Annotated in this window: 14 protein-coding genes; 10 read left to right on the forward strand and 4 right to left on the reverse strand. The window is 46.7% G+C overall.

Annotation, left to right across the window (positions count from 1 at the left end; translation table 11 throughout):
• Positions 1–27 precede the first annotated feature (27 nt).
• The 6 genes from ACWGXJ_RS02505 to ACWGXJ_RS02530 all read left to right on the forward strand — a co-directional run bounded on the left by ACWGXJ_RS02505 (position 28) and on the right by ACWGXJ_RS02530 (position 5,898).
• Positions 28–357 (forward strand): hypothetical protein, encoded by a 330-nt coding sequence (locus ACWGXJ_RS02505; protein WP_023986776.1) that lies wholly within the window; start codon positions 28–30, stop codon positions 355–357.
• A 338-nt stretch (positions 358–695) separates the two neighbouring features.
• Complete coding sequence (locus ACWGXJ_RS02510; RefSeq protein ID WP_257785344.1) at positions 696–818, forward strand: hypothetical protein; 123 nt, start codon at positions 696–698, stop codon at positions 816–818.
• A gap of 99 nt (positions 819–917) precedes the next feature.
• Complete coding sequence (locus ACWGXJ_RS02515) at positions 918–1,226, forward strand: LexA family transcriptional regulator (protein WP_254350823.1); 309 nt, start codon at positions 918–920, stop codon at positions 1,224–1,226.
• A gap of 785 nt (positions 1,227–2,011) precedes the next feature.
• A complete protein-coding gene (locus ACWGXJ_RS02520; RefSeq protein WP_452566094.1) occupies positions 2,012–3,547 on the forward strand; it encodes an HD-GYP domain-containing protein in 1,536 nt (511 codons plus the stop codon).
• A 139-nt stretch (positions 3,548–3,686) separates the two neighbouring features.
• A complete protein-coding gene (locus tag ACWGXJ_RS02525) occupies positions 3,687–5,132 on the forward strand; it encodes an ATP-binding protein (RefSeq protein ID WP_250267324.1) in 1,446 nt (481 codons plus the stop codon).
• 46 nt (positions 5,133–5,178) lie between these two features.
• Positions 5,179–5,898: an NAD(P)H-binding protein gene (locus ACWGXJ_RS02530; RefSeq protein ID WP_452566095.1), complete on the forward strand. Its 720-nt coding sequence runs from the start codon at positions 5,179–5,181 to the stop codon at positions 5,896–5,898.
• A 76-nt stretch (positions 5,899–5,974) separates the two neighbouring features.
• On the opposite strand, the gene ACWGXJ_RS02535 is transcribed toward ACWGXJ_RS02530, so the two are convergent.
• Both ACWGXJ_RS02535 and ACWGXJ_RS02540 read right to left on the reverse strand, forming a co-directional pair.
• Entirely contained in the window at positions 5,975–7,243 is a 1,269-nt protein-coding gene (locus tag ACWGXJ_RS02535) for a DUF4179 domain-containing protein (RefSeq protein WP_452566096.1), read from the reverse strand.
• Positions 7,240–7,767, reverse strand: a complete 528-nt coding sequence (locus ACWGXJ_RS02540) for an RNA polymerase sigma factor (protein ID WP_250259550.1) — start codon at positions 7,765–7,767, stop codon at positions 7,240–7,242. Before ACWGXJ_RS02540 ends, ACWGXJ_RS02535 begins: the two co-directional genes overlap by 4 nt.
• 263 nt (positions 7,768–8,030) lie before the next feature.
• Here ACWGXJ_RS02540 and ACWGXJ_RS02545 point away from each other — a divergent pair, with 263 nt between their 5' ends.
• Complete coding sequence (locus ACWGXJ_RS02545) at positions 8,031–8,411, forward strand: RidA family protein (RefSeq protein WP_069290971.1); 381 nt, start codon at positions 8,031–8,033, stop codon at positions 8,409–8,411.
• 328 nt (positions 8,412–8,739) lie between these two features.
• Here ACWGXJ_RS02545 and ACWGXJ_RS02550 read toward each other — a convergent pair whose 3' ends face one another.
• Complete coding sequence (locus ACWGXJ_RS02550) at positions 8,740–9,495, reverse strand: tryptophan-rich sensory protein (protein WP_452566097.1); 756 nt, start codon at positions 9,493–9,495, stop codon at positions 8,740–8,742.
• 241 nt (positions 9,496–9,736) lie between these two features.
• Between ACWGXJ_RS02550 and ACWGXJ_RS02555 the strand changes: the two genes are divergently transcribed.
• From ACWGXJ_RS02555 to ACWGXJ_RS02565, 3 genes are all read left to right on the forward strand, one after another.
• The gene (locus ACWGXJ_RS02555; protein ID WP_061830004.1) at positions 9,737–10,687 is read left to right on the forward strand and encodes a bile acid:sodium symporter family protein; all 951 of its coding nucleotides are present in this window, start codon (positions 9,737–9,739) and stop codon (positions 10,685–10,687) included.
• 250 nt (positions 10,688–10,937) lie between these two features.
• Entirely contained in the window at positions 10,938–12,062 is a 1,125-nt protein-coding gene (locus ACWGXJ_RS02560; protein ID WP_235307101.1) for an NADH-dependent flavin oxidoreductase, read from the forward strand.
• A gap of 126 nt (positions 12,063–12,188) precedes the next feature.
• Complete coding sequence (locus ACWGXJ_RS02565; RefSeq protein WP_452566098.1) at positions 12,189–12,776, forward strand: GNAT family N-acetyltransferase; 588 nt, start codon at positions 12,189–12,191, stop codon at positions 12,774–12,776.
• Here ACWGXJ_RS02565 and ACWGXJ_RS02570 read toward each other — a convergent pair.
• A complete protein-coding gene (locus ACWGXJ_RS02570) occupies positions 12,742–14,376 on the reverse strand; it encodes a response regulator transcription factor (protein WP_254328970.1) in 1,635 nt (544 codons plus the stop codon). The two genes, ACWGXJ_RS02565 and ACWGXJ_RS02570, sit on opposite strands and share 35 nt — an antisense overlap.
• Positions 14,377–14,379 lie beyond the last annotated feature (3 nt).

Below are 14,379 nucleotides of genomic sequence, written 5' to 3' on the forward strand. Positions count from 1 at the left end.
CTGTTACAATAGAAGAGGTATATACGAATGGATAGAAAAGAGGTTGAACAGGTGGGCACTTCAGTGATTTGGGAAGCAGTTATATATTGGGTGATCTTGGTGATTTCCGCTCTGTGCGTGATCGCAGTATCTGGTACTCGGAAGACAGCAAGCACGATTATTTTAGCGCCCGTTGTTTTGTTCTGTACCATATTTATGATGCAGGGATCAGTGTTTACTGCCATGAATCACCCGACGATGGGGTCAAATGTCGGTTTGGGTATGGCATTTCTGACAACATGGGTGGTCAGCGGAATATTGTTTGCTGTAGCGCTTGTAATTGCTTTTATTAAATATAACAAGAAGAACAAGGCGTAATTTAGCCTTAACCTCAGATGGATAAAGGCTTTCGGTACATCACCGAAAGCCTTTTTTTGTATTTTTTTAACGATGGAGGATGTCTCTGCTTATCTGCGTCTTCTCATAAGCAATACAACGATCAGCACGACGATGATCACGATCAATAGGAATTTCATATTCAATAACCTCCTTGGTCTGTCTCATATTTGGTATTAACCACTTTTAGTTAGTATGTACCGATGGATCTCAAGCAAGTATCTATTGTCGAGTGCTTGGGGGAAATTAGAATGTGGGACTAAAAAGAGGTTTACAGGCTTAGCTGGAAAGTGTATACATAAAGTAAGGAGGCGATTGCCATGAGTGATCGTGCATTTCATTTGTTCTATATTATTTTCTTAACGGTTCTGGCACTTGGAAGTGTAGGTGGAATCGCCTGGTGGTTGCGCTCTATTGGTCGTCAGGAGAAGGAAAAAAACTAAATTCAACATGGGCATACAAGCCCGAATGCATCTTCCAGTAGGAGGGTGCATTTTTATATGTTATAATGGGAACGTATGTTCTTTATAGGAGGGAAGACGATGTTGCCAGATTTGGAACGAAAGCTGCTACGTATTTTGTATAATTATTTCGCCCAGCATCGCCACATGCCCACAATGGCGGAATTGACCGTAAAAACAGGCAAGCGAGACGCTGAAATTACAGCCGCCTTGCGACATATGGAACAGGAGCGATACATTACTTGGGATAACAATTCGGGTACCCAGCATGTTGTTTTACTGGAAGGGTGGGAACGTCCTTCGACCCAAAGGCGCACCCAAGCGGAAACAAGACGTTCCACTACGCAAACGATGCCGCCCGATGGTACAGAATATTGGACGAATTATTAGAAGGTATATAAAACTGGAAAATTAATGAGTTTTTAAGGTGCATATCATTTAGTTTTAAGAAAGCGAGACTATAATGACCCTATTAACCCCTTTTTGATCAAGCTATAGGCCCTGCCGATGTATCGGCAGGGCCACTTTTTTGTTCATAGATATGCTTTCCGTATATGAAAAATCCCCCGGGGATCATCCGGAGGATGGTGCAGTTTGCATATACTGCACGGCCTGCTCAAACTTCATCGTTTGATGGCATAATATATATTCAACCCCTGCTACCTTGCATTATATGGTCAGCATGTTCATAAGGGGCAGTGTGATTCCACTGTTCATTTTCCAAACGACAAAAGCCCTACCTCTCTTTCGTCCTTGCGGCTCCGATGACCGCGCCAGTGTGAATGTGAAAATCTTCGGCAAAAGCTCAAAATTCTACATTAGGGTTATACATAAAATTTGGAGAAGCTCCATACGGTGATTAGGAGTAATAGCTTGTTGCGTGGAATCTTATGGGGTTAATACATATTCTAATAGTATAGCAAGAATGATTATAAAACACAAGTCATTTTTGGATTTTTGATGATAGACTGGAAAAAATGTTGGCTAAAATGTCCTTCCCTCGCGAGTTTCTTAATTAAGAATAAGATGATTTTCCATCTATAAATTGCAGATTAAAAGCCGTCCTCGTATTTATGTAAAATGCTCGAGCAAGAAGGTAAACTTTTGATGGTTGGACTCCGATATTGAATACACAAGATATTTTAGAGTGTACGGATGAAAAGAGGGGTAGCAATTTGCCGACCTATAAGCGCTTTATTCAGCATGTTATCCTGAACTATATTATAGGTTCGTTTATCGCTGTATTGTTGGTAGGTATGATTTTTGTATTTTCCACGTTAAATGTAGCCCACTATGAAATTCTGGGTCTTGTTAAAATCATTGCATTTTCCAGCGTTATTATGATTGCTTGTGAAACCATAGTGTTTCGAATGCATTTGAGACCCGTTCATCGTTTTTTTCTAGGTAACCAGGAAACGCTTAAGGATGTAGAAGCGGTGTATATCCGGGTTCATCATCTGCCTAATTTGTCCGTTTTACGTATTGTTGGACCGCATTTGTTAGGCTTCTCTATCCCGGCAACCGTTATTGCGTTATGGATGATACATACTGGACAACTTACTTTTCCCTTTTATTATGTAGGAATCGCCTGTATAGGAGCTTGTCTGGTCGCTTCCATGCACGCACTGGTTGAATTTTTCCTGACCATGAGAGCAATCAAACCGCTTCTGGAGGAAATTCGTGATCGAACCTACCAGCAATATGGATTAAACCTGTCCCTGCGAGGACGAGTCCTGCTATCGCTTCGGCATAAATTTCAGTTAAGTGCGACGCTCATTGGTGCTTTTCCTTTATTTTTATTTTGTTTAGCTACACAGATTCGCCTGGAACGTTTGGAGGCGACGGATTCTACCTCCTATTGGGCTTGGGCGGGTACGATTTTAATTTTTGGTGTAGCCTTTGCTTATCTGGGCGGCAGGTTGCTGACCCGTGAGATCGAACAGCCGATCCACCATCTGCTGGAAAAAATGAATGAAGTGAAGGAAGGCCGTCTGAACAGTAATGCCAGCGATTTGTATTCAGACGAATTTGCGGAGCTGGTCGAAGGATTTAACATGATGATCGAGGGCCTGAAGGAACGGGAAGAGAAGAACGGTCAGCTATTGGACAGTTACTTCGCCACCTTGGCGGCAGCACTGGATGCGCGAGATGCCTATACCGCAGGACATTCTTTGCGTGTAGCTGAATATTCCGTACTTATTGGGCGCAAGGGAGGTTTGAATGAGTCGGACCTCGACTTGCTGCGCAAAACAGCCTTGCTGCATGATATCGGTAAAATCGGCGTGGCTGACGCTGTGCTGCTCAAGGACGGCAAGCTGACGGACGAGGAGTTTGATCAGATTAAAATGCACCCGGTTATGGGAGAAAGCATTCTCCGGCAAGTTGAGCCGGCTTATGCTATGGCCCCTTATTTGCCCGGCGTGCGCTCGCACCATGAGCGTTATGATGGCAAGGGATACCCTGACCAGCTCGCTGGGGAAGATATCCCCTTATTTGGGCGAATCATTGCTGTAGCGGATGCTTATGATGCGATGACGTCTGATCGTCCCTATCGGCAAGGTATGAAGGAAGAGAAGGCGGTTATGATATTGGAAGAGGGAAAGGGAACCCAATGGGACCCTTATTTTGCCGAATTATTTGTCAAAGAGTGGCGCCGGAACAAAGGCATCACAGCTGACTCTATAGGTATCAGCACTAGGGCGAGCCATTGAGGTTCGCTTTTTTTATATACGGATATAAGATCTTTTGACATGTCGAAAGATGGGGCTTCATGTTATGATGTACAAGAAAGGCAGACGCGGTTAACATAGGCCTGGCATCCAATTTTTTGCGCTATGGGAGTGTGAGTCCATGCAATTTTCAATGATGTTTTTAATGAATTTGGGGATGCTGATTGCCGTTGCCTATGTGGCGAACGTGATTTATAAATATGGTTTGAGTCGTACCTCTTCGCGGTTCAAATATGTCAGCTCGGTGCTGCTAGTGATATTTGGCGGATGGGTCAGCTCTTGCTTTGGTTTTAACTTTAGTGAAACAGTTATTTTTGATCTGCGTTTCGTACCGCTGATTATCGCGGCGTTGGTGTATCCCCGCTCTTATACGCTTATTATTATTGGGGTCGCAATCGGACTTACGAGATTTACCTTCGGTTTGCATATGGCGGCGTGGGTCGGCTTTTTGAATATGAGCATTCTGGGCGTCCTGTGCGCTGGATTGAATTACTGGATGCGCCGTTCCACCTGGCGTTTAATTATCAAGGCATCGGTAACCATTTTAGCGGTTAATATCGTAAATACGTTAAATATTGCCTTTCTAGGCGTCATTCCCTGGCGCTATTATGTAGCGGAGGTTGTTCCTCTTACACTGCCTATTGGCATCGTCCTCAGTTTTTTATTTGCTCTGATTTTACGTGACTTTCAGATGGAGCAGCAGCGGAATCATCAGATTAAGCAGGCGAATGAGTTGTTATCAGAGCAGCGAGATGAGTTGCAGAAGGCAAAGGTCATTCTAGAGGAACGTGCCAAGCAACTGATGATGGCTTCCCAATATAAATCGGATTTTATGGCAACGATGTCGCATGAGTTACGTACACCTCTTAACAGCATCATTAATCTGGCGCAAATTATCAACGAGCAGGGAAAAGAGCTGGATGAGGACGAGCTAGACCAGTACAGTGATCTAATTTATGCCTCCGGGCATGATTTGCTCCAACTGATCAACGATATTCTGGACCTATCCAAGGTCGAGGCTGGGCACATGGAAATCGTAAGTGAGCCAGTCAGTGTACGTGAGATTGCGCAGGTGATGATGATGCATTTTGAAGTCACAGCGAAGGATAAAAATCTGGAATTCAGCTTGAAGGAGCATGAGCCTATACCGAATGAAATCCGGTCTGATTCCAAACGCGTACAGCAAATTTTGCGTAATCTGTTGTCCAATGCCTTTAAGTTCACTCATGAAGGACGTGTATTGCTGGAAATCAGCACACAACATCTGGATCGAAAGGGACAAGAGGGAGATTGGGTTGTATTTGCTGTAAAAGATACGGGCATCGGCATTTCCAATCTTCAGCAGCATGTTATTTTTGAGGCATTCCAGCAGGCGAACGGTTCCATTAATCGTAAATATGGAGGAACTGGGTTGGGATTGTCCATCAGCCGTGATTTTTCCCGCTTGTTGGGCGGGTTTATCCGTCTGGAGAGTGAGGAGGGCAAGGGAAGTACATTTTCCCTGTACCTACCGATGTGTCCGTCCAAAAGCAAGGAGGCGGACGAACAACCCTTTAAATTAACCTAATCGCAATTGTAGGAGCAGGAGCGCTATGGCACAAAGGAGGTCTATCATGGAACGCAAAGCGGTCGTTGTGGGTGCAACAGGGCTTGTCGGGGGTTATGTTGTACGAGAGCTGCTGGTGCAAAAGGAATACAACCGCGTCATGGTTATGGGCAGACGTCCATTGGACATCAAGCATCCCAAGCTGGAGCAGGCGCTCATCGATTGGGAACAGCCGCAGAAAGCGGCGTTCGCCTTCGAAGGGGTGGATGATGTTTTTTGCTGCCTTGGGACAACGATGAAAAAGGCGGGCTCCAAGGAGCAGTTCCGTCAGGTGGATCTGGACTACCCGGTGCTGACAGCCCAGTTAGGCAAAGAAGCTGGAGCGGTACAGATGCTTGCGGTCTCTGCGATGGGCGCCGATCCAGACTCACGCGTGTTTTATAATCGCACCAAAGGTGAGGCTGAAGAGGCGCTTGCTGCTGTCGCATTGCCTGCGCTGCATTTGTTCCGTCCGTCGCTGATTTTGGGCGCGAGACCTGAACGACGTTTGGGCGAAGCCGCTGCCGCTGTTGTCATGAAGGCACTGGACGGCCTGATGACGGGCAAGCTCGCTTCCTACCGCGCCATCCCGGCCCCGGTCATCGCACGAGCCATGGTACGAATTGCTCTCGCACAGGCGAGCGGCGTACATATTTATCCGAACGACATCATTCGAGTCATCGGAGCAGAACTAACATCCAATGATGAGGAACCCGGTACAGGAACGGCTCCTGATGAGAATATGTAAAACCACAGCTAGGGTTAAAAATGACATAACGCCGCTGTTGCTCGATGATTCGGGCAGCAGCGGCGTTATTTGGGTTTTATTGGCGGTTTGTATGTTGCGGCACATCCACCGTAATCTCTAATTCATCAATATAATGACGTGTCCAGTTGCCATTAGCATCCAGTAGGGCACTGCCTCCTGGTTGTGTTGGCAAGATATAAGGCTTGAATATGATCTTCTGGGGAGTGTCCACAAAAGGAGTAAACAGGGTGATCATTTTGCTCTCACGTTCTTTAGTAAGGGGAACTCCAGAGCCGCTTAGGAGTTGGAGTTCTCTTCCCTGCTCGTCGAATACAGCATAATCAAGCATATCCAATTCCTTTTTGGTGTACTGGATCGTTTGTCCGTTTTTGATGTCATTGTACTCTCGCTCCACGGTGTACTCATCCGGCATATGTGCAATATCGGTCAGCATTTTAAACGACGTTGTGATCTTGGTCGTGATGGGTGTGATTTCTACCTTTTCTGCCATAAATGCAAGATACGGATTAGACTTACTCATTTGCAGCTGAAGTATCTTGTTATTTATTTTAGTTTTGTGAACCGGGGTTTGTATGCGAAACGGCTCGGCTACACCTTTTAACTTGGCATATACCTCTAGCTCAAACTGATCTGGTAAGGCGGGTTTACCACTGGCAGGGTCACGCATATACGCAATCAGCATAGAATTACTATCTTTGCCTGGGCGGCCATACATGAAATTAAAGGCGCCGTTATTGCTATTGACCGATGTCCCATTGATGAACAGGTCCACTTTCTCCAGAATGTCCTCTTCGGGCTGTCCTTGCGTTTGGATCGCCGGATATAGGGTTTGATGTTGTGAATCTCCGCCGCTCTTTTCCAACGCCACGACCAAGCGTGTCCCGTCAAATATGATTTGTGGTACCTTTAATGTAATACCGCTATGGGTAACACTGAGATTCGAGGAAGTTGCCAATCCTTTCTGATCAGCGGTTTGCAGCCCGAGATCCCCAGCAAGCTTGAACATGCTATCTACAAGGGGGACCTGCTTTAATGATTCTGCCATTGTAGGCGAAACAAAGGCGCTACCGATGATCATAACGCTAATGACAGCCGCAGAAGCAGCGGCAATTGCGGTTCCCCGGAGAAATTTTTTGCCCGGTCGATGTAAGGAAGGAGACTTGGATAACGGCCCCCCATCTGATTCCATTTGTGTGTAAAATGCATCTAAGCGTTCTCTTACCAAATCGGGAATCATTACCGTGTCTGCGTCCAAGTTTACCTTTTCTGATTGTAATTTCCGATCCAGCTCTTGATTCTGTTTCTCAATCTCTGAAGGGCTCATTGAAAGGTCACCTTCCTTTCTCCACGATTTTGTAGCAGGTCCATTAATGTTCTGCGAGCACGGTGTAATCGTGTTTTGACGGCCCCCTCTGATACATCCAGTACCTCCGATATTTCTCTGATCGGCATATCGCGCAAATAGTGCAGGGAAATTACGGTTCGCATGGATTCCTCCAAGTGGTCGATGGCCTCGCGCAGCTCGATTTTTTCATATCCACCTGAGGTGGAGGGTTCCTGCACAAATTCCGCCACGGGGACGATCCGTTTTTGCTTGCGGATAATGAGATGGCACTCATTAATGAGGATGCGAAGCAGCCATGTTTTAAAATAGCGAGGTTCACGCAGTTCACCCAGAGACTGGTATGCCTTGAGCATCGCCTCTTGCATCGCGTCCGCACAATCTTCATTGCTGCGAAGAATGGAACGCGCCATGCCATACATATCGGATTCCATATGTTTCATCAAGGCGACGAATGCCTTGCGGTCTCCCTGACTTGCTTGGTGTAAGTTTGTTTCGAGATTCAAAGGATGGTGCCCCTTTCCCGTCTATACTAGCTATGTTCATTGTACCTGTATCTGGATTTATAAAATTTATTTTGTAGCAGGTTATAGGAGTTAGATGATACATATGTGCTAAAGGTTACAGCGGAAATAAAAAAATATAGCACCTTCCCAATGAGGTGTCTTAAAAGAAACCCTGTGCGTTAACCCGTCGCACGGAATAGTGGCTTTGGACTGCACATGCTATAATACGGTGAACCAGTATCAGGAAGGAGAATCCAACCCATATGAAAAAAACAATTGCTACTGAAAAAGCACCCGGTGCTATCGGCCCTTATAGCCAAGCGGTAGAGGCAGGCGGGTTTATTTACACTTCGGGACAGCTTGGACTGAATCCGACAACGGGTGAGTTTGGTAAGGATGTACAGGAGCAGGCACGCCTGTCCTTGAGCAATGTACAAGCCATTCTGGAAGAGGCAGGCAGCAACATGAACCAGGTTGTGAAAGCGACTGTATTCCTGAAGGACATGAACGATTTTGTCAGCGTCAATGAGGTGTACAGTTCTTTCTTTGAACAACCCTACCCAGCACGCAGTGCGGTGGAGGTAGCTCGTCTGCCTAAGGATGCACTGGTAGAGATTGAAGTCATTGCATTGAAGGGCGAATAATCTGAAAGATCCGTTCATAAAATAAAAAGTTTGCATGGCAAACGGGTGTCCCTATTAAATAGAGACACCCGTTTGCTCAAATTTAATGTGTTTTGTTTGGAATCTGAACGATTTGTCGACATGATACTTCGTTTGTATGAAAAAAGGTCGGTTTATATTATCAATATGAAGAAAATCAATGCAGATCACTCGACAAGCAAGCTTATAGATTTGCTTAAAGTCCATACCTAATCACATGGTTAAAATGAATAAACAAAGCAAGCGAGCTTGGGCTAGATGATTCAGACCCAAACTCGCTTGTTCTTGCTAGAGATCATATTCGTTTTCTTTAATCCCGGTCTCGATTACGGGCAAAGAATAGCCATAGCGCGTACACCAGAATGATTGCCGCCAAGATCAATGCGGCTAGCCGTACATTTTCATTGTTCGGATGCTCGACGGCGATGGCGACATAGGCCCATACAAATACGAGAGGATAAATGCTGTCGCGATAAGGGAAGCTGACCATGATCGCCAATGCGGTGCCGATGAGCAGGAAAATGATCGCCCATGTCGTATCGCTGAGTCCCCAGCCACTCCATTCATTCTTTTCCAGTGCCACTGCAATGTTGATAATAGTAGCAACGGATACCCAACCGAGGTTGAGGCTGAACGGTAGCTTGACGAACCACATTTCTCCAAGGGTTGGTTGCGGCGTGCGGGTACGTACATACACGACGCTAAGGGAAAGCAAGTATAGAATAATGACGATGACACACAGCTCTACGTATACATACTGCCAGAGGAAAATCCAGATGATATTGAAGAGACAGCTTAGAATAAAAAAAATACCGATGGACTGAACGCTTGTCTTGGATTGCCCTGTAGGTGTAGCTTGGTACACGACAAAGCAGGCGAGCAGTACGTAGATGACTGACCAGATGGAAAAAGCGTAACCCGCTGGTGTGATCAAGGTAGGGTACATGTTGGATACAGCAGCAGTGCTTCTGCCGCCGATAGGAAGTGTAGAAGCCAGAATGTTAACGAGAACGACAGCGATAAATGCAATAATATTCCACCATTTATACGGATGACTTCGTGACATAGGGATATCTCCTCCTCAACGAATGATGATCCAAAATGACCGACTGGTCACAACTTCTATTATGAATATACCCACTTTGCTTTCGAATATGTCCTAACGGAAAAAGTTTCTTGATCCCGGTATAATCATAAAAAGTTGTATGTATATGCAGTCATATGTAGTACAATGGTGAAAATTTTAAGCACTATATAAGCTGAAATTTCTCGGATTCAACTTATATGGAAGTAAGGAGATAAGTAGAATGAATGGCTTGGAGAAAGTAGGGAAATTTGTAGGAGGAACCTTTTCCATCTGGGTACTTTTATTTGCATGCTTGGGATTTTTCTTTCCTGCGGCGTTTACAGGGTTGAAAGGATACATACAGTTATTTCTGGGCATTGTCATGTTTGGGATGGGATTAACTTTATCTGCGGCTGACTTTCGTGAAGTATTCCGGCGCCCAGTGGATGTGGCTATTGGTGTGGTCGGGCATTATCTGATTATGCCGTTTCTGGCCTTTGGATTGGCATTAGTATTGCAGCTGCCACCGGATATTGCGGTAGGTGTCATTTTGGTAGGCTGTTGTCCGAGTGGAACTGCCTCCAACGTAATGACGCTCTTATCCAAAGGCGACGTGGCATTGGGCGTGTCGATTGCTTCGGTGTCGACGCTGATTGCTCCACTGGCTACTCCGGCGATGATTAACCTGCTTGCTGGACGTTGGATGAATATTGATGCGAAGTCGCTGATCATGGATATTCTCATCGTAGTTATTGTCCCCATAGTGCTGGGTGTTATCGTTAAGTCGCTATTTCGCAAACAGGCAGAAGCCAGTGTTCAGGCGCTGCCGCTCATATCAACACTGGCGATTGTACTCATCGTGGCTATTGTGGTTGCAGGCAGCAAAGGAAAGATTTTGGAGACAGGTCCGATTATTTTTGGTGTGGTTATTTTGCATAATGGTATCGGGTTCCTGCTTGGATATTGGTTTGCCAAGCTATTCGGTATGAATCTTTCCAAGCGTAAAGCTGTTACGCTGGAAACGGGAATGCAGAATTCCGGACTGGGCGCTGCGCTTGCAGCAGCTCACTTTAACCCGATTGCTGCTGTACCGAGTGCGATTTTTAGCGTGTGGCATAATATTTCCGGCTCGTTGCTCGCGACTTGGTTTTCCCGCCGGGAGGAGAAGAACAGCACAGCCGGAAACCATTAAGCTTTGTCAGTGGCTTGTGATAAGTAGCTGCGGTTCAGTTTTTTCGAACAGTTTAGAGAAGGTCAGAAAGGATAGATTTGACTTTATAGTTGCGGATCTTTATACTGTGGTTATTACAACCACTGTATTTAAGTAAGCAACAGTAGTTTAAGTTCGTTATGGAAGGAAAACTGCATCGAATTCGTATTCGGCTTCATGCTCAACAGCCTTATATTATCTGATCTGATTTAAACTGAAGGAGAGAGAACGAATGAACCCAAAATATAAGTCTCTATTTGAAACTTTTACCCTGCCATCCGGTGTTACGTTGAAGAACCGTATTACCATGGCACCTATGACTAACTTTGCTTCCCACGAAAATGGTGAAGTCAGTGATGAGGAGCTGGCATACTACCGTGAACGTTCCGGTGGTGTAGGCGCGGTTATTACCGCTTGTGTGTATGTAACTCCAGATGGCAAAGGCTTTGTCAATGAGTTCGGTGCGGACAAGGATGAAATGATTCCGAGCCTGCGTCGTCTGGCGGATACGATTCATCAAGAAGGCGCAAAAGCGATCCTGCAAATTTATCATGGTGGCCGCCTGTGTCCACCAGATCAAATTCCAGATGGACAGCCGATCAGTGCAAGCGCAGTAGCCGAGGAAAAAGAAGGTGCGCCTGTGCCGCGTGAAATGACATCCGATGATATCCACCGCGTCATCCGTGCCTATGGCGAAGCAACTCGCCGAGCGATTGAAGCAGGCTATGATGGTGTGGAGCTTCACGGAGCGAACGGTTACCTGGTCCAGCAGTTCTTCTCCCCGCACTCCAATCTTCGTACCGATGAATGGGGTGGAAGTCTTGAAAAACGATTGACCTTTCCGCTGGCGGTTGTTCACGAAGTGAAGAAAGTGATTGCAGAACATGCAAAGCGGCCTTTCATCTTTGGATACCGCTTGTCTCCTGAGGAAGGACACACACCAGGCATTACGCTGGAGGATACGATGGTGCTTGTAGACCGTCTGGCGGATCAAGGGCTGGATTACCTGCACATTTCCGTAAATCATTTCTTCGGTGGTTCATTCCGTGACCGCAGTGACGAACGGTCACGTACGGTTCTCATCCATGAGAAGGTAGGTAACCGTGTGCCGATTATGGGAGTTGGGTCGCTGAATACACCGGACGAGGCGCTTGCAGCACTGGAGACAGGTGTACCGCTTGTATCGCTGGGACGTCCGCTTTTGATGGAGCCGCAATGGGTTCAGAAGGTGCAAAACGGCACAGAAGATACCATTCGCACGACATTATCCAAGCAAGCCCAGCAGGAGCTAGTCATTCCTGACTACTTGTGGGGTGCGTTGACGACCCTTCCAGGCTGGATGCCTGTTACGGACTAAATTTTGAACGATAGAGATACCCTAGGCTGCTCTCATGCACCTGGGGTATTTTCCTGTCTCGTGACCGTGAACAATAATAACCGTGAACAATAATATAGGAATAACTGAGAAAGAAGGAAAATGACAATGTTACATAAAGCTAATGGCGCGATTTTGATAAAGTCCACCCATCCGGGGCTACAGATTCGATTGTTACAAGTAAGTGATGCAGAGCGTTTATTAGAGATCAGACGTGAAAATTTTGATTTTTTCAAACCGTTCGAGCCAGAACGACCTAAAATTTACTTTACGCTGGAAGAACAGGCGCGTCTGATTTCCAACGGTTTGGAAGCGGCACAAGCCGGACAGGGATATACGTTTGGACTTTTTTTGCCGGAAAATGATAAGCTGATCGGCAGAATGGAGCTGTCGGGTGTCGCTAGAGGCCCCTTCCAAAATGCCAATCTGGGCTACTTTGTAGATCCTGCATACCACGGACAAGGCTATGCCACTTCCGCAGTGAAGGATATTGTACGCTACGCCTTAAATGAGTTGGAATTACACCGTATTCAAGCAGGAGTGATGCCAAGAAATACGCCTTCCAATCGAGTGATGGAAAAGGCAGGATTTCGCCGCGAAGGGCTGGCTCTTAACTATTTGAAGATTAATGGTGTGTGGGAAGATCACGTGTTGTATGCGGTCACGGCTGAGGATTTGCAGAATGGCGTTTTCTGAATTCGCCGGGCGTGACCCCCTCCAGTTTTTTGAACACCTTGCCAAAATATTTTTCATCCTGATACCCGACCATACCGGCAATATGATGAAGGCGCAGCTTGTCATTCAGCAGCAATAGCTTTGCCTTGCTCATCCTGATCTGACACAAATAGTCTGACAGATTAACCCCGTACTCCTGCTTGAATTTACGAGAAATATATTCCCGACTGAGATAAAAGCGACTCGCCATATCCTGTAAAGAAATGTCCTCGTCATAGTGTGCATCCAGATAGCGGGCAATATCACGGATGGTCGGGTTGTTTGGGCTATGGCTTGGTGTAAGTGCCTGACCGGCTGCCAGCAGTCGGTTTTCAACCTGTCTTTGCCATAAGGGCAGGGAAAGCATACCACGGTTGTCGACCGGCAGTGCATGAATGGAGCCGGACTCATCTGCCAGTTCCTCGCCATCGGTATCTCCGGGTCTGTCATTCAGCCAGCGGGCCAGCATCCAGTCCAACTCCTGATTCCAACTGGCTAGCTGCTCTGCTGTCACCGAAGGCAGCTCGGCTACGGCTGCTATCCAGTGGCCTACCGCTATCGACACACGATTGGCATTACAGCTGAGTGCACTAAGCCGCAGTTCCTCTTCCATCTCAGGCAACTGGGGAAGACGAATGCTTTGCCGTGTCTGGGAACTTTGGTGCATCCAGTCGACGGTTTGCAACACATCCCGTTTCCACAACGCTTGCCGTGCCTCTTGGTAGGCAGTGGCTGCCGCTATGGGAAAAGCGCCAAAAGAGCCAAAAGAGCCAACCCCGATGTGCATGTAACACCGCAAAGCCGTTTTGATCCCTGTGTGAATATCCTGCAAGAGCAGCGGCCAACGAGCTGGTTCGCCCCAATATAGCAGAATAATTTCGTCCATACGCTCCAGATGACGGAATGCAATTCCGGTTTGAGAAGTTCCAAGAAATTCGTTGCAGATGTTAATCAGGGAAAAGCTCAAAAGCGCACGACGCGTTTTATATTTGTCCAGTATATCGGCATCCAGCTGCGTGGTACTCATCACAGCTGCATTACATATCTGAATAGCTGCAGGAAGACGTAACTCCTCACGTAAGGGCGTAATGGAAAGAGGGGTACTCGCTATACCGGAAACGATCTCAGTCAGGAGCTTATCAGCATAGTGCGGCCTCATCCGGTTGACCTCCATGGCCTGCATCGTCTGCCTGTTCCTGTCTTGCTCCGCTGTCCGCCAGGCTTGAGTGGCTTTATTTAGAGCCTCGTTAATCTCCACTGGATCTACGGGCTTAAGAATATAGTCCATGCCTCCCCGGCGGATGACCTGTCGAACCAAATCAAAATCATCATAACCACTGACCACCACGACTCGGGTTGCTGGGGAATTCACTTGAATCCACTCCATCAGTGCTACTCCATCCTTGCCGGGCATCCGCATATCCGTAAGTACAACGGGTGGGGAAAGGGCGGTAATGACCTCAATCGCCTGATCGCCCGACTCAGCTTCAAGTACCTCGCTCACACCGCACGCTTCCCAATGTACGAGCATCCGAATGGCATGGCGTACATGCTTCTCATCATCCACAATCAGGACTTTCATTGA

Source organism: Paenibacillus sp. S33 (genome assembly GCF_053615415.1).

Coding starts and splice junctions, on each gene's coding strand:
- ACWGXJ_RS02505 (WP_023986776.1), top strand. CDS start 28: ATGGATAGAAAAGAGGTTGAACAGGTGGGCACTTCAGTGATTTGGGAA.
- ACWGXJ_RS02510 (WP_257785344.1), top strand. CDS start 696: ATGAGTGATCGTGCATTTCATTTGTTCTATATTATTTTCTTAACGGTT.
- ACWGXJ_RS02515 (WP_254350823.1), top strand. CDS start 918: ATGTTGCCAGATTTGGAACGAAAGCTGCTACGTATTTTGTATAATTAT.
- ACWGXJ_RS02525 (WP_250267324.1), top strand. CDS start 3,687: ATGCAATTTTCAATGATGTTTTTAATGAATTTGGGGATGCTGATTGCC.
- ACWGXJ_RS02530 (WP_452566095.1), top strand. CDS start 5,179: ATGGAACGCAAAGCGGTCGTTGTGGGTGCAACAGGGCTTGTCGGGGGT.
- ACWGXJ_RS02535 (WP_452566096.1), bottom strand. CDS start 7,243: ATGAGCCCTTCAGAGATTGAGAAACAGAATCAAGAGCTGGATCGGAAA.
- ACWGXJ_RS02545 (WP_069290971.1), top strand. CDS start 8,031: ATGAAAAAAACAATTGCTACTGAAAAAGCACCCGGTGCTATCGGCCCT.
- ACWGXJ_RS02550 (WP_452566097.1), bottom strand. CDS start 9,495: ATGTCACGAAGTCATCCGTATAAATGGTGGAATATTATTGCATTTATC.
- ACWGXJ_RS02555 (WP_061830004.1), top strand. CDS start 9,737: ATGAATGGCTTGGAGAAAGTAGGGAAATTTGTAGGAGGAACCTTTTCC.
- ACWGXJ_RS02560 (WP_235307101.1), top strand. CDS start 10,938: ATGAACCCAAAATATAAGTCTCTATTTGAAACTTTTACCCTGCCATCC.
- ACWGXJ_RS02565 (WP_452566098.1), top strand. CDS start 12,189: ATGTTACATAAAGCTAATGGCGCGATTTTGATAAAGTCCACCCATCCG.
- ACWGXJ_RS02570 (WP_254328970.1), bottom strand. CDS start 14,376: ATGAAAGTCCTGATTGTGGATGATGAGAAGCATGTACGCCATGCCATT.